At 48.0% G+C, this 21,254-nt stretch carries 15 protein-coding genes; 11 read left to right on the top strand and 4 right to left on the bottom strand.

Translation table 11 applies throughout. The features are described from left to right. The first annotated feature begins 173 nt into the window (after positions 1-173). The 4 genes from E5331_RS19185 to E5331_RS19200 are packed head-to-tail and all read left to right on the top strand — an operon-like array spanning position 174 to position 2,434. Positions 174-764 carry a BamJ family beta-barrel-assembly machinery protein gene (locus tag E5331_RS19185; protein ID WP_123484481.1) on the top strand — a complete coding sequence of 197 codons (591 nt, stop codon included), beginning with the start codon at positions 174-176 and terminating at the stop codon, positions 762-764. 15 nt (positions 765-779) lie between these two features. After that, positions 780-1,334: a BamJ family beta-barrel-assembly machinery protein gene (locus tag E5331_RS19190; protein ID WP_123484462.1), complete on the top strand. Its 555-nt coding sequence runs from the start codon at positions 780-782 to the stop codon at positions 1,332-1,334. Then, complete coding sequence (locus tag E5331_RS19195; protein WP_123484463.1) at positions 1,334-1,552, top strand: hypothetical protein; 219 nt, start codon at positions 1,334-1,336, stop codon at positions 1,550-1,552. Before E5331_RS19190 ends, E5331_RS19195 begins: the two co-directional genes overlap by 1 nt. Before the next feature lie 21 nt (positions 1,553-1,573). After that, complete coding sequence (locus tag E5331_RS19200) at positions 1,574-2,434, top strand: FKBP-type peptidyl-prolyl cis-trans isomerase N-terminal domain-containing protein (RefSeq protein ID WP_123484464.1); 861 nt, start codon at positions 1,574-1,576, stop codon at positions 2,432-2,434. A 220-nt stretch (positions 2,435-2,654) separates the two neighbouring features. Here the strand turns inward: E5331_RS19200 and E5331_RS19205 are convergent, their stop codons facing one another. Both E5331_RS19205 and E5331_RS19210 read right to left on the bottom strand, forming a co-directional pair. Beyond that, entirely contained in the window at positions 2,655-3,011 is a 357-nt protein-coding gene (locus E5331_RS19205; protein WP_168355311.1) for an energy transducer TonB, read from the bottom strand. Positions 3,012-3,159: 148 nt separating this feature from the next. Next, positions 3,160-3,681, bottom strand: coding sequence for a low molecular weight protein-tyrosine-phosphatase (locus E5331_RS19210; RefSeq protein WP_123484466.1), 522 nt, complete (start codon positions 3,679-3,681; stop codon positions 3,160-3,162). 121 nt (positions 3,682-3,802) lie between these two features. Between E5331_RS19210 and E5331_RS19215 the strand changes: the two genes are divergently transcribed. After that, a complete protein-coding gene (locus E5331_RS19215; protein ID WP_135986297.1) occupies positions 3,803-6,964 on the top strand; it encodes a hypothetical protein in 3,162 nt (1,053 codons plus the stop codon). 14 nt (positions 6,965-6,978) lie between these two features. Beyond that, the gene (gene aroB / locus E5331_RS19220; RefSeq protein ID WP_135986295.1) at positions 6,979-8,700 is read left to right on the top strand and encodes a 3-dehydroquinate synthase; all 1,722 of its coding nucleotides are present in this window, start codon (positions 6,979-6,981) and stop codon (positions 8,698-8,700) included. Positions 8,701-8,989: 289 nt separating this feature from the next. On the opposite strand, the gene E5331_RS19225 is transcribed toward aroB, so the two are convergent. Then, the gene (locus E5331_RS19225) at positions 8,990-9,814 is read right to left on the bottom strand and encodes an alkaline phosphatase family protein (protein ID WP_123484469.1); all 825 of its coding nucleotides are present in this window, start codon (positions 9,812-9,814) and stop codon (positions 8,990-8,992) included. Between the two features lie 403 nt (positions 9,815-10,217). Here E5331_RS19225 and E5331_RS19230 point away from each other — a divergent pair, with 403 nt between their 5' ends. The 3 genes from E5331_RS19230 to E5331_RS19240 are packed head-to-tail and all read left to right on the top strand — an operon-like array spanning position 10,218 to position 14,627. Next, positions 10,218-12,623, top strand: coding sequence for an SLBB domain-containing protein (locus E5331_RS19230; protein ID WP_135986293.1), 2,406 nt, complete (start codon positions 10,218-10,220; stop codon positions 12,621-12,623). Between the two features lie 7 nt (positions 12,624-12,630). After that, positions 12,631-13,761 carry a Wzz/FepE/Etk N-terminal domain-containing protein gene (locus E5331_RS19235; RefSeq protein ID WP_135986291.1) on the top strand — a complete coding sequence of 377 codons (1,131 nt, stop codon included), beginning with the start codon at positions 12,631-12,633 and terminating at the stop codon, positions 13,759-13,761. Between the two features lie 35 nt (positions 13,762-13,796). Further along, the gene (locus E5331_RS19240; RefSeq protein WP_168355312.1) at positions 13,797-14,627 is read left to right on the top strand and encodes a M23 family metallopeptidase; all 831 of its coding nucleotides are present in this window, start codon (positions 13,797-13,799) and stop codon (positions 14,625-14,627) included. Between the two features lie 59 nt (positions 14,628-14,686). On the opposite strand, the gene gyrB is transcribed toward E5331_RS19240, so the two are convergent. Continuing rightward, positions 14,687-16,660 (bottom strand): DNA topoisomerase (ATP-hydrolyzing) subunit B, encoded by a 1,974-nt coding sequence (gene gyrB / locus E5331_RS19245; RefSeq protein ID WP_123484472.1) that lies wholly within the window; start codon positions 16,658-16,660, stop codon positions 14,687-14,689. Between the two features lie 383 nt (positions 16,661-17,043). Here gyrB and topA point away from each other — a divergent pair, with 383 nt between their 5' ends. Then, a complete protein-coding gene (gene topA / locus E5331_RS19250) occupies positions 17,044-19,407 on the top strand; it encodes a type I DNA topoisomerase (protein ID WP_136013290.1) in 2,364 nt (787 codons plus the stop codon). Between the two features lie 170 nt (positions 19,408-19,577). After that, positions 19,578-21,023 carry an MAC/perforin domain-containing protein gene (locus E5331_RS19255; protein WP_123484474.1) on the top strand — a complete coding sequence of 482 codons (1,446 nt, stop codon included), beginning with the start codon at positions 19,578-19,580 and terminating at the stop codon, positions 21,021-21,023. The last annotated feature ends 231 nt before the right edge of the window (positions 21,024-21,254 follow it).

The following is a 21,254-nucleotide window of genomic DNA, read 5'->3' on the forward strand; positions in this document are numbered from 1 at the left end:
GACCTATAATTCCGACACAGTTCATGCCGTCAGGTGTGGACTGTGTCGCTATTTTATAACAATTTCCCTTCTCAGACGTTATATTTGATAGGAGCATGCTCCTACCCGAAATTCAGACTGTAAAATCAGCCTTTCCTTCAATCATGAGGGAAGGCATTAAACGTATAAAGACAATGGATAAATTAAGTTATGCCTGGGGCATGGCCCTCGGTCAGCAGCTCCGCGGTATGGGAGTTGAAAATATTGAGTTTGCAGATTTCGATGAGGCTGTACACGCAGCCTTTGACGGCAAGGAGTCTAAGCTCTCACCCGAAGAAGCAAACAAACTGATTCAAGAATATCTTCAGGAACTCACTGAAAAGAAAGCTGCTGAAATCAAGGCTGTGGGTCAGAAATTCCTTGAGGAGAACCGCAAGAATGAGAAAGTGCAGGAGACAGCATCCGGTCTTCAGTATATCGTGGAGAAAGAGGGCACCGGCGCACAGCCTACAGCTTCTGACGAAGTGACAGTGCACTACACAGGCAAACTTCTTGACGGCACCGTATTCGACAGCTCTGTAAGCCGCGGTGAACCCGCCACATTCCCCCTCAACCGCGTGATCCCCGGTTGGACCGAGGGTGTGCAGCTCATGAAAGAGGGCGCAAAATACACATTCTTCATCCCCTCTGACCTCGCTTACGGTCCGCAAGGTGTGCCCAACGCAATACCGCCCCACTCCACTCTTATCTTCGATGTGGAACTTATCAAGGTAGTAAAAAAATAATCATCAACTTATCAAATGAAAAAGATATCTATCGTAGTGGCGGCTGCCGCCATCATCGCCACCGGCGCGCTTTCCTCTTGCAACGGCAACAAGACAAAACAGAATGACTCCCTGCAGGCTATCGAAGAGATGGTCAGCACCGTAGAGGAGGCTACCGCCACCACTGATACTGCGAAATATAACGCAGCTTTCTTCAACGACGCTTCCAAACTCGCTTCAACACCTTCCGACTCTACATATATGGTCACTGAGACTGGTCTGAAATATGCTGTCGTAAAGGAGGGTAATGGCAAAAAACCTGCCGCAACTGACGCTGTGACCGTGCACTACACCGGTAAACTCACCGACGGCACCGTATTCGACAGCTCTGTAAGCCGTGGCGAGCCTGCAACTTTCCCCCTCAACCGTGTCATCCCGGGTTGGACTGAAGGTCTGCAGCTCATGAAAGAAGGCGGAACAACGGTGTTCTATATCCCCTCTAAGCTCGCATACGGAGAGCAGGGTGCACCCGGTGCAATTCCACCGAACTCCGACCTTATTTTTGAAGTACAGCTTATAAGCGTAAATTGATGAATATATCCTCTTATTATTCTGCAAAACCGCGCATCGCCGTAGCATTGATGGCAGTCGCGGTTTTGCTGCTTTCCCTCTCGGCTTGCAAAGGACGCAGAGCAACCGACATGACTCCCTCCGAAGATACGGTGGAGGTCGTGATCAACGAACCGGTGGAAACAGATTCCATTGTGGCAACTGATTCCTTATCGGAAGCCGGCAATCCGAATATTTAAACATTTAATTACCCGAATACAATGAAAATAAAGTCTTTTCTCGCAATAGCTGCTTGCGGATTGCTCTTCGCTGCATGCCAGACCAACGACGGTCAATCTGTAGCAACAGATCATTCAAATGCTGAAAAAGCAGACTCAATGTTGTATTATTTCGCTCAGATGAATGGGGCACAATATGACCGCGACGCACAACGTGACACCACTCTCGCCTCCGATGAGGCAAAGAAAGCATATATAATGGGTGTGCAGACCGGACTTAACGCCGCAAAGGAGGATAATGATGCCTACAACCGTGGTCTTAATCTCGGTATGCAGATGGCTATGACTTTCCAGCAGTTTAAGAAGGATTACGGTGTGGAACTCAACAAGAAGGTTTTTGTAAAGGCCCTATCTGAAGCATTGTCAAACGACTCTATCATCAATTCTTCCGATATGCAGCGTGAGTTCTACCGGATAATGAGCGAATTTAACGCACAGAAGGAGGAACGCGATATAAAGGCTGCCAACGAAAATCTGTTGAAAGCATCCGAGACTCTGAAAATGAAGAAGATTGCCGACAATCTCTATGGAGGTGTCATCACTCCGACTGAAGGCGAACAGATAAAGGATGGCGACAATGTAGACGCATCCATCAACGTAGAGAATATCGAAGGGAAGGCGATTAACGCACCCCTCCCTTCAAAGCTGAAGATCGGGTCACGTAGCCTGCCTGAGCCAATCAACACTGCCCTGAAGACAATGAAGAGCGGAGAGACCGGTAAATTCGCCACTTCCGCAATGTCAATCTTCGGTCCACGCGCAGCACAGATGGGTCTACAGCCCTCCGACGTAGTGATACTGACAATAAAAGCCACCGTAACTCCTCCGGAAGAGAAAAAATAACAACCTCAACAAACGGGATTGGAATAATATACACTTATTAAAGTTGATAAAATAACCTGCAATAGAGGATTTCATAAAATATAGAATCCTCTATTGCAGGTTATTTTTAAAAGTTTTTTTGGCTCCCATTTCAGGAGATTGGCGGCACCCCTCGCTCGTGGGCTCGAGCACTAAACTGAAGAGGACACATTTTACCTCCCCTTATAGGGATCGGAGCCGCTCACTCCAGCACGAAGGGGATGGCAACCTTGGCGGTTGACGCTACGGCTGTCCCATCCTTCTCCGCCGGCTGCCATGCCGGCATCTTCTTCACTATACGGATAGCTTCCTTCTCCAGATCTGGATCAACCATACGCACTATCTTTATATCGGAGAGTGTCCCGTCGGGATTAACCGTGAACTGAACATTGACAACCCCTTCAACGCCCATTGACTTGGAAGACTCCGGATAAACCATTGTCTTGGCGATAAATTTATCAAGCGCATCTTTCCCTCCAGGGAAGGCAGCTGTCTCAGCTGCCATGATTCCAAACGACATTCCCGCCATAAGGAACAGACTCATCAATATTTTTTTCATAACCTTCATTATTTTTCCGTATTTAGTGATTCTTAGTTCACGATTATCCGGTCTGCAAATGCTTATTGCCAGTGACCGATATAATTATGACAATGAAAATGAAAAAAAGTTACATCCGTATTTGCTTTTTATTCATTTCACTCGGCTATCAGAGGGTCAGCACGTCAAGCATATTGTGGCAACCATCCTCCAGCAGGTCAAGGACGAGTTCGAAACCCTCCGCACCTTCGTAGTAAGGATCCGGCACACAGTCACATTGTGGGAAGCCCCTAACAAAGTCAATCATCCTCACCACTTTACGCTCATCTTCCAACGTAGGTGCAAATCCGCGAAGACGGTCATAATTACTATGATCCATAGCCACTATAAGATCGAAATCATCATAGTCGGAGGAACGTACCGGACGACTGTGATGAGTGAGATTATAGCCTCGCTGAAAGGCATGGATACGCATACGGCGGTCGGGCAATTCTCCGGCATGTCCGCCATATAGACCCGCGGAATCAATCTCAAACCGATCTGCCTGACCTCTCTCCTCCACGAGCGAACGCATCACCCCTTCCGCTGCCGGAGACCGGCATATATTTCCAAGACAAACGAACAGAATCCTTACCTTTTCATTTCCCGCAAGTTCTTTCGCGATAGCGGGAATCTCTCTATTTTTTCCCATACTCTAATTTTTTCTGCAAATTTAGATAAAATCCATGATATTCCCTGCAACTTCCGTTGTGAGGCTATACAGAAAACCCGAAGTAGGTCTCAATTGTTATAACCACAAAACTTAAATCATTATGACAGAACATTCCACGCACCCCGATACCATTAAAAGCCATCACGTCAGGAAAACCCTGAGGATAGTGGGCATATCTTTTGCCGCATTAATATCGGTAATACTGATTGCAATTGGCGGACTCATATTATATTTCACCTCTCCACGCATCACCTCTCTGGTGAACCGCGAGGCAAGCAAGTATCTGAATGCTAAGGTAGAGTTTGAGAATATGGACTACACACTATTCTCCACGTTCCCGATGCTGAAAGTGACGGCAGATTCCCTGACCGTAGTGTCGAGGTCGCTTGACACGCTTTCGCCTGAACAACGCCACTCTTTACCTAAAGATGCCGACCAACTGCTATCCACCGGCAATATGCTCGTAGAGCTTAATATAATGAAGGCTCTCAAAGGGGATGTTGCAATAAGGGTCGCGGAAGTAGGTAATCCTTCTCTGAATATGGTTGCATACGACAATGTGGTGAACAACTATAATATATTGCCCCATAGTCTTAAAATTAAGGAGATTCCTAACCTGGAGATTGATTCAATACGTATAACGGAACCGCTCTACATATCATATACCAATATCGCAGAAAAAACCAATGCTCGTGTAGCAATAAACGGTATGCAGATTTCCCGTAAGTTAAATCCCGGATTCTATGAGGTGATGCTCAATTCGGTTGCTGACGCATCTGTCGGAGACAAGAATATCATCAGCAGTCTACCCATCAATATTAACGGAGGCGTGGTCATGAAATCAAATCCGGCACGGCTACAGCTTTCCAATATGAATATTTATTCTGATGGTATACGCACCGTGACTAATATGGAGATGAAGGAGAGCGAAATCTCTTCATTCACCATGAATATCATTTCAAGCAACATGATAGAAGCCGCTAAAAATTTCGCAACCATGCTACCTCTTCAGTTGAGTGAAATATCCGGTAAACTTCCAGTTAATTTGGAAATAAATCTTACAGAACCATATTCTCTCGCGAATCTTGATAAGATACGGAACCTTGACAGAAGTGGGACTCTTGGCGAGTGGACGATGGTCAACCTTATGCCGGCTTTCACAATACTCGCTGAAGTGAAAGATGCTGCCCTGTCGTTATCTGCGATTGAGAAGGGTGTGCCTGACCTATCGGATTTCAATCTGAACGCATTCGCTGATATTGATCCCCACAACAGATATGCAAATTCCTTAGAGATAAGGGAATGCTCCCTAAAGGCCGGCAAATCCGATCTTGCAATCTCCGGAGAGGCTTCGGAGATATTATCCGGCAGTCCTCTCATAAACGCTAATATCAAGGGGGATACTGACCTCGGACATATCATCAAAAGATTCATCCCCTCCTCTCCTCTTACCATTGCCGGTGTCTTGTCGGGCAACACCGACGTATCATGCCGAGTGACGGATATTGCAACGGGAAAAGTGGAAAATCTTGATGTCAACGCCCGTCTAACCTCTCCAGCTCTAAATATAGCCGACAATGCCGGCAAGATCGCAGGCAACCTATCCGGCACATCCCTCCAAATAGACGCACATCTACCCTCTCTGTCGAAAGATTCCTTATCCAACGGCAGAATCAATCTGTATGCAAAATCCCGTAATACAGCGATAAAAGATCTCAACGACTCTTCATCCCTCCTTCTCTCGGCTGCAAGCATAAAGGCATCATATTCCGCACGAATACTGAACGGCACTCCCTCGTCTGCCACTAAAGTAGCCATTAAGGCAGGAAGCGTAAAATCCTCCACCCCCACCGTAAGCATATCGGCTGACGATATAACGATGAATATCAGCGGAATATTACGCAATTCCCCATGGTCTCCAGCCTCTTATCTGAATACTGCACCATCATCGGCAAACGATTCATTGATTGCCGAGAAAGTGCATCACACCCCTCTCTATCTGGTGACATCATTGCCATCTACTGTGCAATCTCTCCTGACCATGCTTGACATGACCACCGATGTGAAGATCTCTTCCGGCACACTGCTCTCAAAGGGATATCCTGCCGAGAACAGATTTTCCGGACTATCGCTATGCTCCAATCTTGATACCCTCGACATAAGGAGTCTGCATGTGGAATCCCGCTCGACATCTGCCGACATCGCTGCCAGGATCTCCAATCTGCGGGGCTTCCTCACATCTTCCATACCTGCACCCCTATACGTGGATCTTGATGCCGACTTCTCGAACATCGACATAAACCAACTGTCGGGTACGTATTATGCAGGCGTCAGTGCAATGACAGGCAGACAGGCAGACTATTCCGTACCAGCACCCGGTCCCTATACGGCAACAGACTCCCTATGCGTAGTCATCCCACGGAATATTATAGCCAAAGCTAATCTCAAATCCGACAAAGCGGAGTATAAAGAATGGACATTCAGCCCGTTATCAACCGAGATAACGACCCACAACGGAATCGCGAGGATCGGGAAGCTTCGGATAGGGTCTGACTTCTGCAATGCCGACATTGACTGGACTTATTCCACCGAGGATCTCGGCAACATATTCATGCATCTAATGGCAGACGTGGATAATTTTGATCTTGACAGGTTCTTCACGACATTCCCAACCCTGCCGGAATCATCTCCGGCTCTTGCCAATCTGTCGGGGATAATCTCGGTAAATGTGGAGGGCGACTTCAAAATGTTCCCTTCTATGTTTCTCAACACACCCTCTCTCAGTGGTGATGCGAGCCTGACATGCGACAGCCTTGAATATACCACCGACAACAAAATAATACGTCTCTTCATGCGCAACGGTAAAGGACCTGTAAAAGTGGATGATTTCACAGCCCATGCCTCATTCCACGACAATCTACTGCAAGTGGATCCGTTCAGCATACACTGCGGACCATACGAAGTAATGGCAGGAGGCGTCAACAATCTTCAGGGAGAGATGTATTACCACATCGGGATGATGCATCTGCCCTTCATGTTCCCCTTCGGAGTCAATCTCGTAGGCAATTTCCATCATCCGGAGATACGTTTCGGAGGGAAAGGGATAAAGGATGGTCGCGAACGTGAGATCGCCTCTCATATCGAAGACTCCGCCGATGTCAACATTATGCGACAATTGCGCCAGGGATGGCTGCTTTTTATAGAAAATGCCGCCAAATATGATGCTAAAAACAATCATGACTATGTTTTTAACGTTAAATAGCTAAAACATTAATCATGGATAATAATTTCCCGAAGGAAATATGCGCCGCACTAATCGATATGGACGGCGTGCTTTACGATTCAATGCCCTTCCATGCTCGGGCTTGGCACTCAATGATGGAGGAACAGGGCATCTCCACATCCCCCGATGAGTTTTTTCTTTATGAGGGGATGACCGGTGCCACCACGATAAATCTCATATTCAACCGTGAGCTTCAACGTGATGCCACGGAGAAAGAGAAAAAAGACCTATATGCACGCAAATCGGAGCTTTTCGTACAGTATGGTCAGAAGAAGCCAATGCCGGGAGCCGACAGGATGCTCCGCGCCTTCATGAAAGCCGGTATCAAACGGGTGCTTGTCACCGGATCCGGTCAATCCAGCCTTCTTGACAGCCTTAACGTAGACTATCCCGGAGCATTCCCTGCAAATCTGCGCGTCACGGCACACGACGTCACCCATGGCAAGCCGCAACCGGAACCTTACCTGAAAGGTGCTATGAAAGCCGGCGTTGAGCCTAAGCAGTCCATAGTCGTGGAGAATGCCCCGCTTGGAGTGCGTGCAGGAAAAGCCGCCGGATGCTTCACTATTGCCGTGACCACAGGTCCGATTCCTCGTGAGGAGTTTGAGAAAGAGGGAGCTGACATGATTTTCGGCTCCATGAATGAGTTCGCCGACTGGCTGGAAAGCGTGTTGCCGAATAAATTCAACGAGATGATCGACAATGCGGTCAACTCCCTTAATGCAACAACCCTTACAATAGTCACCGACAGCAATGTGGAGAAAGCGGTATTCCCGCTGCTCTCCAATTCCAAATCGCTTGCCCGCGCCAACAAGGTGGTTCTCACTCCCGGTGAGGATCATAAGAATCTGGATTCCGTAATCAATATATGGAATGCGCTGGAAGAGACAGGAGCGACGAGAAAAAGCGCAGTCATAAATATCGGCGGTGGATTGGTCACTGACATAGGTGGGTTTGCTGCCGCCACATTTAAACGAGGCATACGGGTAATCAACGTGCCCACAACCCTATTGGGTGCCGTGGATGCAGCCACCGGAGGAAAGACAGGCATGAATTTCAATGGTCTTAAAAATGAGATCGGTGCTTTTCATATCCCCTCTGACGTAATTATCTCTGCGTTACCACTCGCTACATTATCCCGTAAGGAACTGATTTCCGGATATGCGGAGATGATAAAGACTGGACTCATAGCCGATGCCGCACTCTACCGAGAACTGTCTGACGTGGAGAGCGTGATTGCCGACACCGACCGACTTGAAAAGGCTATGAAACGCTGCGTGGAGATCAAAGAGGATGTAGTGGCTCAGGATCCAACGGAGAAAGGGCTAAGGAAGATTCTCAATTTCGGTCACACAGCAGGACACGCGTTCGAGAGCCTTGCTATAGAACGCCATACACCCCTCGCTCATGGTGAGGCGGTAGCCCACGGCATGCTTGTAGAATTAATTCTCAGCCACATGCTGAAAGGATTCGACTCAATGGAGGTGCACCGCTATGCCAACGAGATTCTCAAACCGGTATATCCTCGCGTGGCAATCAAGTGTGATGACGTGCCGCTCTTAATCGGATTAATGGCGCATGACAAGAAGAATGCCTCCTCCGGACATCCCAACTTTACCCTACTTCTTGAACCCGGGGTGCCGGCGATAGATTGTATCCCCCAACTGAAAGAGATTGAGGCCGCCCTTGACATCTACAACGATATGATGCATTGATTCAGAGAGTATAAATCTTAGGAATCCCGAGCCTCCTAAAATTCTTAATAAAAAAATTCACGGGCACCGAACCATTTATTCGGTGCCTGTGTTATATTATCGTAAGACGGCTGAAAAGCCGACACAAGATGAAAAAATGAACCCTCCGGGGTTCTCAAGATATACTGCTATAAGCGTTCTGAAAAAGTTGTTATTGTTGTTTTAATTGAAGGAAATCAGGCTGACGTGAGTCAGCCTTTTTCTATTTCATAGATATGCAACCGTCCTTGATTCAGCATCCTTACAGTCTCTACATCTCCTCTACGCTATATGGTTCAAACGTAACCAACTTACGTATGAGATCTCCGGGCAACGGGGTGTTGAGCGGACCGTCAACAACAGACTCCTCATCAAATGTACTCATGTTATAGGGCGGATCATCGTTGAAATAGACAACAGCAGGCACTTCTCCCCTCTCATTACCACGGCTACGCCACGACATGACACATTCCGGCACAACCACCATATTCATCTGCAGCTTGGCGTTCCACACATAATCTGCAATCGGGGTTATCACATCCGCATCTATATTCTCTATAGCCCTTATCTTACCTTTGAGATCACCTTTACGCGACATGGAGGCTGCACACTCCACATGGAGCAATACAAACTCATGATCCTCAATAGCCTCTATGGCTGCATCCGCCATGCCCCGAAGCATGTTATCTCCATCAAAATGACAGGTTCTCATATCGAGCGGCGTCAGCAATGCCATCTTACCGATACCCCGTATTGCCGGATGTGCAGAAATCACAACACCATGACCCGAAAACTTCGGTATCACAAAATAGTCTATCCCCTTATCTGCCTCACCGACCGATTCTGAACGACCGAAATGATCCAACTCTTCTCCACTCGGTGGGGTCTTGCGGAAATCAAAACCCAAAAGAGAGAGAATAGCATTCGTCTTGGTAAGCGGTACGTCATCCGCCAATGTCATGATACTGCCGCAACATCCGCACTTTGCCAAGGCATCGAGCGACGGAGTGGCGGCAAGCATAAGCGGAGTGCGTCCTTCCAACTCCAAGTCAGGTATATCCGCAATTCCTGAAACTATTATAAATATCGTTTTCATGAATCAAATATTACGTAATATTGCCATTCATACAATGGCTCATTTCCTCAGAGCTGCCTGAATCGCCGGCAAATTGCAGCCATTCAGCCGCAACACGACAACCACACCGACAGACCCCAATACAAAATTAATGAAATTCTCTGACTTTACAAGACTAAGACTCCATCTAATATTCTCATTTTACCCAATCATGTTAAATTTACTCAATTTGATTATATTTTATCATTTCATCCAACTGATTTCATTTGGCTATCAGTCTTTTTTTTACTAACTTTGCACAATCTTTTGTCACATAACTCATGAATCTTATGTCTGGCAAGTCGCGGTTTGCATTATCCCGACAGTCGGCATTGCATCATGTAAATTTTCAAGATATTAGAAAACAACATTATCACACATGAAAATGAGGCGTATATTACTATCTCTTCTAATGTTCTGCTCATTATCGGCCCTTGCAATGACCGATGATCAGGTCATTGCCTACATCAAACAGCAATCAGCTGCCGGAAAGACAGAGCAACAGATCGGTAAAGAACTTCTTGCCAAGGGTGTAACCCCCGAACAAGCCGAACGTATCAAGGCGAGATTCGAGGCACAACAAGGCAGCGAGACTGCCGTGACCACGCAAAGTGTAAGCTCCATGAACCGTGAGCGCAGACACGATTCCAGCAATGACGTGACTGTCGACAAAATGGATGAAATCGACAGGGAAATAGATGAGGGCGGCGACGGAATTGTCAGCGCACGCCAGATCTACGGTCATAAGGTGTTCAATTCAAGAGCCCTGACCTTCGAGCCAAGCGATAATCTTGCCACTCCGCAGAACTATCGTCTGGGTCCCGGTGATGAAGTGATAATCGACATCTGGGGAACGTCAGAAGACCATCTGCGCCAGACAATCTCTCCGGAAGGAAGCATAATGATAAGCCAGGTCGGACCTGTATATCTCAACGGCATGACTATAGCTGATGCCAACCGCCATGTCAAGGGGATTTTTGCTAAGAAATATGCCGGTGTGACTGATGCTGAGACCGATGTGCAAGTCACTCTCGGGCAAGTACGTACCATACAGGTTGACATAATGGGTGAGGTAGCGACTCCCGGTACATTCCGTCTTTCGCCTTTCTCTTCAGTATTCCACGCCCTATATCGTGCAGGCGGTATCAACAGCATCGGTTCGTTGCGTAACATTCAGGTGCTCCGCAACGGCAAGAAGATAGCCGGTGTCGATATCTATGACTATCTCTTCGACGGCAAGACTGCCGGAAATATCAGGCTTCAGGAAGGGGATGTAATCATTGTGCCCCCATACGAACAGCTCGTCAACATCGATGGTAACGTGAAACGTCCGATGTATTATGAGATTAAACCGGGCGAGACAATACAGACTGTAATTGACTATGCCGGTGGTTTCACAGGCGACGCTTATTCCGGCATGGTGAGACTTGCCCGCCAGTCTGCCACAGAGAATGAGCTATACAACATTGACCGCGAAGAATTTGCATCCTATCGTCTTAAAGACGGCGACATACTTACCGTAGGCACTATCCTCGACAGATATGCCAACAGGGTAGAGCTGAAAGGTGCTGTATATCGTCCCGGCATGTTTGCCATCAACAAGGAATTGTCTACTGTAGGACAGTTGATCAAGAAAGCTGATGGTCTTACTGATGATGCTTATGCCGATCGTGTGCTTCTGTATCGCGAAGGTCCGGAACTACAGCTCGAGGTATTGTCGCTTGATCTAAAAGCTATCCTCAACGGCACAGCTCCCGATGTGAAACTCAAAAGGAATGACCTTCTCGTAATCTCCAGCATAAAGGAGATACAAGACAGAGGTCAGCTATCGATTCAGGGTCATGTGGCTCGTCCCGGCACGTATCCATTTGCCGACAACACCACCCTTGAAGACCTTATCCTTCAGGCTGGCGGTCTGCTTGACGGTGCATCTACCGCACGTGTCGACATCTCCCGCCGTATCGTGAATCCGTCATCAACGACTCCGACCGAACAACTTTCGGAAAATTACTCTATCTCCGTTGTCGGCGGTCTTGCCCAGGGTGAGGGTCAGAACTTCATCATGAAACCCTACGACGTGGTAATCGTCAGAAGAAGCCCCGGATATGTGCCGCAGGAGATGGTAAACATTGGCGGCGAGGTATTGTTTGCCGGCAACTATGCCTTGGAGAAACGCAACGAGCGTCTGTCAAGCATTATCAGTCGTGCAGGTGGTCTTATTGAAGGCGCGTACACAAAGGGTGCATATCTCACCCGAAAACTGACAGATGAGGAATACAAGATGCGTCAGGAGACATTGCGTCTCGCAATGTCAAATCAGGATGGTCATGGCGACTCTATCTCTCTCAGTAAGATTCAAGTTTCTGACAGATATAGCGTAGGTATCGATCTCGAGAAAGCCATTGCTTATCCCGGCAGCACATACGACGTGATCGTGCAGCCCGGCGACGTGCTTTTCATCCCCGAGCAGCAGAGCACCGTAAAGATTGCGGGCGACGTAATGTTCCCCAACACTGTAGTGTTCGTCCCGGGCAAGAAGCTCAGCTATTATATTGATCAGGCAGGTGGCTACGGTCAGCGTGCCAAGAAGGGTAAAGCCTTCATCGTTTACATGAATGGATCTGTGGCGAAAGCTAAACGGAATACCCCTATAGAACCCGGTTGCCAGATTATCATTCCATCCAAACCGGAAAAGATGGGCACGGACTGGACGAAAGTGCTGGCCCTTGCCACAAGCTTCAGTTCTGTCGCGACAATGGCGGCCACAATCACAAACATATTCAAGAAATAGTCTGACCATGCAGGAAGAAAAAGATATATTAGACAACGCGAACGACGAGAAAGAGATTGATCTTCTTGAACTCGCAACCAAGCTTTGGGAGCAACGTAAGAAACTCATAATATGGAGTATCTGCGGTGCGGTCATCGGTTTGATAGTGGCGTTCAGCATCCCGAAGGAGTATGACACCACCGTAAAACTTGCACCGGAGATCAGCGATCCCAAAGCTGCGAGCGGCGGGCTGGGAGCACTTGCCTCAATGGCAGGTCTCGGGTCTGCTCAGGCAGGTGCCGATGCAGTATATCCGCAGCTGTATCCTGATGTAGTCAGCTCTGTTCCCTTCATCACAAGCCTTTTCGACGTGGAAGTCGAGACGAAGGAGGATGGTCGTAAATTCACTGTTAAGCAATACATGGAGGATGAGACTAAGGCTCCCTGGTGGAGTGCGATCCTTGGTTTCCCATTCAAAGTGCTCGGTGCAATTATGGCAAGCGATGAAGAAGAGGGGGGAAAAGACGGGCTTGACAATTTCCAGCTCACAAAGCAGGAGTACGAGTTGGTGGAGGCTCTCAATAAGCGCGTCACCGCCACTGTTGACCAAAAGACAAACGTAGTCACCATCAGCGTGCTCATGCAAGACCCGCTGATCTCTGCGGTGCTTGCCGATACTGTCGTAAGCCGCCTGCAGGACTACGTGACTCAATACCGTACAAACAAGTCACGCAAGGATCTTGAATATGCCGAGACCCTCAATGAAGAGGCGAAAGTCGAATATTATAAGGCTCAGCAGAAATACGCGGAATATCTTGACCGCAACCACGGTCTGGCTTTCCAGAGCGCACAGATCACTCGCGACCGTCTGCAAAATGAGACATCTCTCGCTTTCAGTCTTTACAACCAGACTGCCCAGCAGGTGCAGAAAGCAAAGGCAAAGGTGCAGGAAACCACTCCGGTGTATGCAATCATCACCCCGGCTACTGTGCCCGTGAAGGCTGCAAGCCCGAAGAAACTGCTTATTCTTGTAGGTTTCACGTTCCTTGCTTTCGTGGCTTGTGCGGCTTGGATTCTTTTCCTGAAGCCGATGCTTGAAGAACAGAAGAACAAGAAAGCCTCAGAGGTAAAGGCTCCGGTGGCAAATAAGAAAGAATGATGAAAACGTGGTCTAATCTCGTTTTAATTATTTTGATGATATGTGCGGAAGCCTCGGATTTTTCCGGGGCTTCTGCTCAATCTGTAAGTACTCGAGAAAGTAGAAATGGATTAACCTCATCTTCCGACACAATCCCCGACGAAAATCTGCTTGATATAATCTCAATACTTACCACTACATCTGACGACTCGCTAAATATGGCAGAGGCGGATGCAGACACACACAGTATTCTTGACAATATCATATCGCAAGGCAAAAAGCCACAAAAGAAACCGGTCTCCTCCGCCCGTGTGCTTGATTTCATGACCGAGGCATATAGTCAGCATGATTTCTACCAGTCGGGTAATTGGGATGATGCAGAGGATTTCTCCTATATCACGAACAATGTCGTGATTCCCCCATACAATCCACGTGATTTCTATCGTCCGTCGCCGGGACGCATCACGTCAACCTACGGCTACCGTGAGAAGTTCGGACGCGTTCATAAGGGGATTGACCTTGCGCTAAGTATTGGCGACACTGTAAGGGCGGCACTTCCTGGCGTAGTAGCTCGTGTAGGCTATGATAAGGGGGGATATGGTCATTATGTCGTGATGGTCCACAATAATGGAATGGAGACACGCTACGCACATTTGCAAGCCCCCGTGACCGCTCCCGGTGAAACAATAGCTGCCGGTCAACCCGTAGGACTCGGAGGGAACACCGGTAACTCCACCGGACCGCACCTTCATTTCGAGATACGCTACCGTGGGACAGCCGTTGACCCTGCCTCTGTGTTTAATTTCCATCGGATACCTGCTCCTCCCAAAATAAAGACTCCGCAAGCGACATCACAAAAAACTTTGGCAAAACAACAAAAAAAATAGATATTCAGGCTTGAAACCCGAATATCTATTTTTTATCACTTATCTATTTTGCGATGAGCTTATGCGTCAATGTTGGCGTATGTTGCATGTTCCTCTATGAACTCTCTACGCGGACCCACTTCCTCTCCCATGAGAATGGAGAATGTGCGGTCTGCCTCTGCAGCATTGATAAGGTTCACCTGTTTAAGCATACGGTTCTCCGGGTCCATGGTAGTCTCCCAAAGCTGCTCAGGATTCATCTCACCAAGACCTTTGTAACGCTGAAGCACCATCTTGTCGCGGTTGCCGTCGCAATTGGTATCAACAAAACGCTGCACCTGCTGCTCATCCCATGCATACTCCTGAATCTTGTTCTTACCCTTGGTAGAGCACTTATAGAGTGGCGGCGTAGCGATATAGAGATAGCCGTTCTCGATTATCGGACGGATCTTGCGATAGAAGAAAGTCATGAGCAACGTCGCGATGTGAGCACCGTCGACGTCGGCATCGGTCATGATGATGATTTTATGATAACGGAGTTTTGTCATGTTAGGCTCCTTTGAATCCTCTTCTGTGCCGATAGTGACACCGAGAGCCTTAAACATATTGACAATCTCCTCGCTTTCAAACACCTTGTGTTCGAGTGCCTTCTCAACATTGAGAATCTTACCTCTCAACGGAAGGATAGCCTGATAGTTGGGGTTACGTCCCTGCTTTGCTGAACCGCCTGCAGAATCACCCTCGACCAGGAACAATTCACATTCCACGGCATCACGGCTCTTGCAGTCGGCAAGTTTGCCCGGCAGACCGCCACCGGAAAGCGGTGACTTGCGCTGCACCTTCATACGCGCACTGTAGGCAGCATGACGTGCCTGAGCCGCAAGCATCACCTTGTCGACAATGGCACGCGCCTGCTTCGGATGCTCCTCAAGATAATAACGGAGTGCCTCGCTGACCGCTGTCTGAACCACACCGGAAACCTCGTTGTTGCCAAGTTTTGTCTTGGTCTGACCCTCAAACTGAGGTTCTGCCACCTTCACCGACACTACGGCTGTGAGACCGTCACGGAAGTCCTCTTTCGAAAGCTCAATCTTGAGCTTGTCAAGGAGATGGTTGTCGTCGGCATATTTCTTCAATGTGGTGGTGAGTCCACGGCGGAATCCCGTCAGGTGGGTTCCACCCTCTATCGTATTGATATTATTTACGTAGGAGAATATATTCTCGCTGAATGAAGTGTTGTAGGTCAACGCCACCTCCACGGGTACGCCGTTCTTCATCGTATTGAGATGGATGATATCGTCAATCAGAGGCTCCTTACCCTGATCAAGATACCTCACAAACTGCTTCAGACCTTCATCACTATGAAATACGTCGCGGCGATAATTACCCTTTTCATCCATCTCGCGCTCATCGGTGAGAGTAAGGGAGATTCCTGCATTCAGGTACGCAAGGTCGCGCAGACGGTTGGCGAGTGTCTCATAATCATACACCGTCTCTGTGAATATCGAGGCATCAGGATGGAAAATTATAGTGGTGCCGGTATGATCGGTCTCCCCTATCACTTTCAGATCACATGTGGGCTTGCCGAAGGCATATTCCTGCATGTGGATCTTGCCGTCGCGATGTATCTCGGCACGAAGATAGTCGCTCAACGCATTCACACAGCTGACTCCGACACCGTGAAGACCACCCGACACCTTATAGGATCCTTTGTCGAACTTGCCGCCCGCATGCAGCACCGTCAGCACCACCTCAAGTGCCGGCTTATGCATCTTCTCGTGCATGTCGACAGGGATGCCTCGACCGTTATCAACCACTTTTATAGAATTGTCGCTGAGAATCGTCACTTCTATATGATTGGCAAATCCGGCAAGCGCCTCATCTATAGAGTTATCGACCACCTCATACACAAGGTGATGCAGACCTCTGCCGGAGATGTCGCCGATATACATCGCCGGACGCTTGCGCACCGCCTCAAGACCCTCAAGGACCTGGATATTATCCGCCACATAATCTTTCTGACGGTTTTCCTGAAGCTCTGTTTCTTCTGCCATATTTTTATCTGAATCAGTTATTTATCTTCTTACTTTATAATTAGGAGCACATACGCCCCATTCTGTTACAAAATTACGAATTTTTTCTATCTTTTCAAAATTCCACACCATCTTTAGCTCACCTTTAGTACATCTTTAGCACATATTGCATATCTCTTTATCGCATTTTTTCATAACTTATGGCATATACTTATATTCAGCATGAAGCAAGTCGCGCCCACGCTATGTCTGAACTCCATCTTTTTCAAAATCGCATAAAACTTCCACTCTTAATTATGTGTTGAAAGAAAAAAATATTAATTTTGCGCCCAAGTATTTTCCGGCGCTTGTTCCGGTTATCATTCTCGGCTTGCCAAGCCGGAATGTCTAATTCCAAAAATAAGATGAAAAATCTGGTAATCGTCGAATCGCCTGCCAAGGCAAAAACCATAGAAAAATTCCTCGGCAATGACTTCTCGGTCATGTCGAGCTACGGTCATATACGCGACCTTCAGAAGCATGGGTTCAGCATCGATGTCAAAGATGGGTTCAATCCTATCTATGAGATTCCCGATGACAAGAAGGAACTCGTGAAAAGGTTGAAAAAGGCTGCTAAGGAAGCCGATGCTGTATGGCTCGCTTCCGATGAAGACCGTGAGGGAGAGGCTATAGCCTGGCACCTCGCGGAAGTGTTGAATCTTGATCCGGCTACGACTAAACGTATAGTGTTTCATGAGATTACGAAACCTGCGATATTGAAGGCTATCGAAAATCCGCGCACTATCGATATTGATCGGGTTAATGCTCAACAGGCACGACGAGTGCTTGACCGTATAGTGGGATTTGAACTTAGTCCGGTGCTTTGGAAAAAAATAAAACCGGCACTCTCCGCCGGAAGGGTACAGAGTGTAGCCGTCAGGCTGATATGCGAGAGAGAGAAGGAGATTGAGGCTTTCAAGCCCGATCCATTCTTCCGTGTCACTGCCGTATTCTCTGCTGAAAACGCGCCTCAACTATTTAAGGCGGAGCTGTCTCACAGGATTGACTCCAAGGATGAGGCAAAAAGGCTCCTTGAGACTTGTAAGTCTGCCAGTTTTACCGTGACTGACGTCTCGGTAAAGCCCACAAAGCGGTCGCCATTCCCTCCATACACCACATCTACGTTGCAACAGGATGCTTCCCGTAAACTCGGTTTCTCGGTGAATCAGACCATGTCGCTCGCGCAGAGACTGTATGAGGATGGTAAGATCACGTATATGCGTACCGACTCGACAAACTTATCTGATATGGCTATCAACGATATCAAGAATGTCATCACGGAGTCGCTCGGTGAGAAGTTTGTAAAGGTTCGCCATTATCATACTCATTCCAAAGGAGCACAGGAGGCACACGAGACTATACGCCCCACCTACATATCCAACCGCACCATCGATGGAACTCCGCAGGAGCAGAAACTATATGAGCTAATATGGAAACGTGCGGTTTCATCACAGATGGCTGATGCCGAAATAGAGAAGACAAGCGTGGATATTGCTATCTCCGACAACAACGCTATGACTGTCGCAGAACCAATCAATCCCGAAAACTCTTTCAAGGCGGAGGGTGAGGTAATCTCTTTTGAAGGCTTCCTGAAAGTATGGAAGACGGAGAATGCCCGCGACAGGGAATTTACAGAACTGCCGAAACTGTCGGCAGGCGACTCACTTAACGCCTCCGAGATAACCGCCACACAACGTTTCACGCAGGCTCCCGCTCGTTATTCGGAAGCATCACTCGTAAAGAAGATGGAAGACCTCGGAATCGGACGTCCGTCAACCTACGCCCCGACAATATCCACCATCCAGGCACGCGACTACGTGAAACGCGGAGAGAAGGAGGGTGTGCGTCGCGAGTATGAGGTGATACGTCTTGCCAATGATAAGATATCGGAGGAGACACTTTCTGAGAACACAGGTAGCGAGAAAGGGAAACTTGTGCCTACCGATGTCGGCATGATTGTAAACCAATTCCTGACCGAATATTTCCCGGAAATCCTTGACTATAACTTCACTGCAAAGGTGGAGGAGAAATTCGATGATATTGCCGAAGGGAAACTCGGATGGAAGAATGAGATTTCTGATTTCTACAACAGTTTCCATCCCGAAATTGAGGAGATCAATTCATTGAGAATGGAGAGAAAAGTGGGCGAACGTCTGCTCGGGAATCATCCGGAGACCGGACGTCCCGTGTCGGTAAAGATCGGACGCTTCGGTCCGGTGGTGCAGATCGGCAATGCCTCGGATGAGGAGAAACCGCTATTCGCAAGTCTGCTTGCTGACCAAAGCGTGGCGACCATCACCCTGGAAGAGGCTCTAAAACTGTTTGAGCTCCCCCGCACAATAGGTGAGTTTGAAGGGGAACCGGTGGTGGCTGCAATCGGCAAATTCGGACCATACGTTAAGCACGGGAAAGTATTCGTATCCATCCCGAAAGACCTTACACCGCAGGGCATCACTTTGGAGGAGGCGGAACAACTCATATTGGCAAAACGTCAGGAGGAGGCGAACCGTCTGATAAAGGATTTCCCCGAAATGCCGGGACTGGAGGTGCTGAATGGCAGATATGGTCCTTATCTCGCATATAAGCCGGAAGGGGCACGTAAAGCCACCAATTATCGACTCCCGAAGAATACGGATGCAGCTGTCCTGACGTTGGAAGAGGCGAAGAAGATAATGGAGAGCCAATCCACCACAAAAAAGACCACTCGCAAGACAGCTAAAAAGAACTGATTACCAGCGCAATCATACCACATCCGATGAGCAATCCACATTATATTTTCTCATCGGATGTAATTTTTTCCCCTTTTATCTGTCTATAATATATCGGCAAGTCATAATCGCGCCGTATGATTGTATTCAAAGAAGTTGTCTAAACATCTTTTCATGAACAAACCGAAATTATGAATATCAAGAGCAAATTACGTTTTATTATCCCTGCTGCGGCAGTCATGATTCTTTCCGCCTGCGGGGAATCATCACACATCACAAACACTCCGGAGCCTACTCCCAATCCGAATCCAAAACCCGATCCGGAACCGGAACTTACTGATTATTACGTCAGCCCCACTTGCTCCGACTGCAAGATGGAGGTGAAGACGCAGATCGGCGGCAACTGGGACGAGATTCTCGGACGCGGATATGACGTGACCGGGGAATATCTCGCATCCTCTTCGCTCCGTTCGCGTGTAGTTGACGTGCAGAAGCAGCTGGACCGCGATCTCATCACAATTCTCAGTGCACCGGCTTCAAGTTCAGGTGAAGTCATCTCCGGAAAGAACTCCAAGGAATTTCTTGAAGCACTCACCGCAGGGGCAGGTCTGGAGAAATCGCTCGGTGGCAACGTGCCTTGCTTCAATGGCACACTCAACTCGCTGTCGGAGAATGCCACTTACGTACTTTACAACAACTGGGTACGCTCTCGTATCGCGAAATTACACAATACCTCTATACAAATACATCGCACTCTGTCGGATGAATTTGTCGCCGACATCGACCGTCTGAAGCCTAAGGCTCTCGTGGAAAAATACGGCACTCATTATCTTGCCGAAATATCACTCGGTTTGTCCACTCGTTCTCTCTACAGTGCGTTTGTCGATGCTGCCGACTCTGAGAAATTATCTCTTGCTACCAAAGGTAGCCAACTTGCTGCCAATGTCATGAATGGTAAGATGGAGGCGGAGAATATCGCAGCATCATTGTCCGGACTTAACAACTATGGTGCCACGATGACTGCCACGTTCTCCGGAGGTGAGACTTCACTTGTGGAGTATGACAAGACCACCTGTATCGTCGGCGATCTGACGGCATGGCAGAACTCACTGACCCCCTCAAATCAGGCAGTGATTACGTTGTCGGGGAGCGACCTCTCCCCCATCTCTTATGCCATCGAGGATCCTGACCTAAAGAAGGAGGTAGAGGCAGCCATAAGCGAGTATATACGCGCAAGCAAGTCAAATGTAACGCAGACTGTCCCACTCTTGCAGAACAGCAATGGTCGCATCTACCGCTACGTGACAAGCTACGATGAGTCGCTTCAGTTGGAGAACCGCGACAATCTGAAAGCGTATGGTATGCTTGGCGCCCTCTACCGCAACAAGACCGGTGAGTCAATCCCCCTCTATTCCCACATCTATTCCGATGGCAGACAGATGCTCTCTCTCATCCAGCCCACCGATGACTGGGAATGTATCGGCTACGTGATGCCTGCCCGTTCCGAGCGCACCATATCTCTCTATGAGATCAGCGACGGCACACGCTACGCCTACACCATCGAGGCTGCCAACAGCTACGGTCCCAACAACGAATGGCACCCGACAGGCGCGGTCTTCCACCTCATCCGCCCGTAACACCCATCTGACAATACTCAAATCCCCCTTTTGCATATTCTTTTGACCAAAATGTAAAAGGGGGATATCATATCTCTCATTTCTTAACAATCCCTATTCAAACCTATGTCTTCTTTCTTCTCTATCAACATAATACCATCTTTATTCAGAATTATATTCTTGAATTTATTTTTGATAATGAAGTTGTCTAAACTATTTTGATTTGTGAATTTTTTTAAGGAAAATAACGAT

It is taken from the genome of Lepagella muris (genome assembly GCF_004793975.1).
GTDB lineage: Bacteria > Bacteroidota > Bacteroidia > Bacteroidales > Muribaculaceae > Lepagella > Lepagella muris.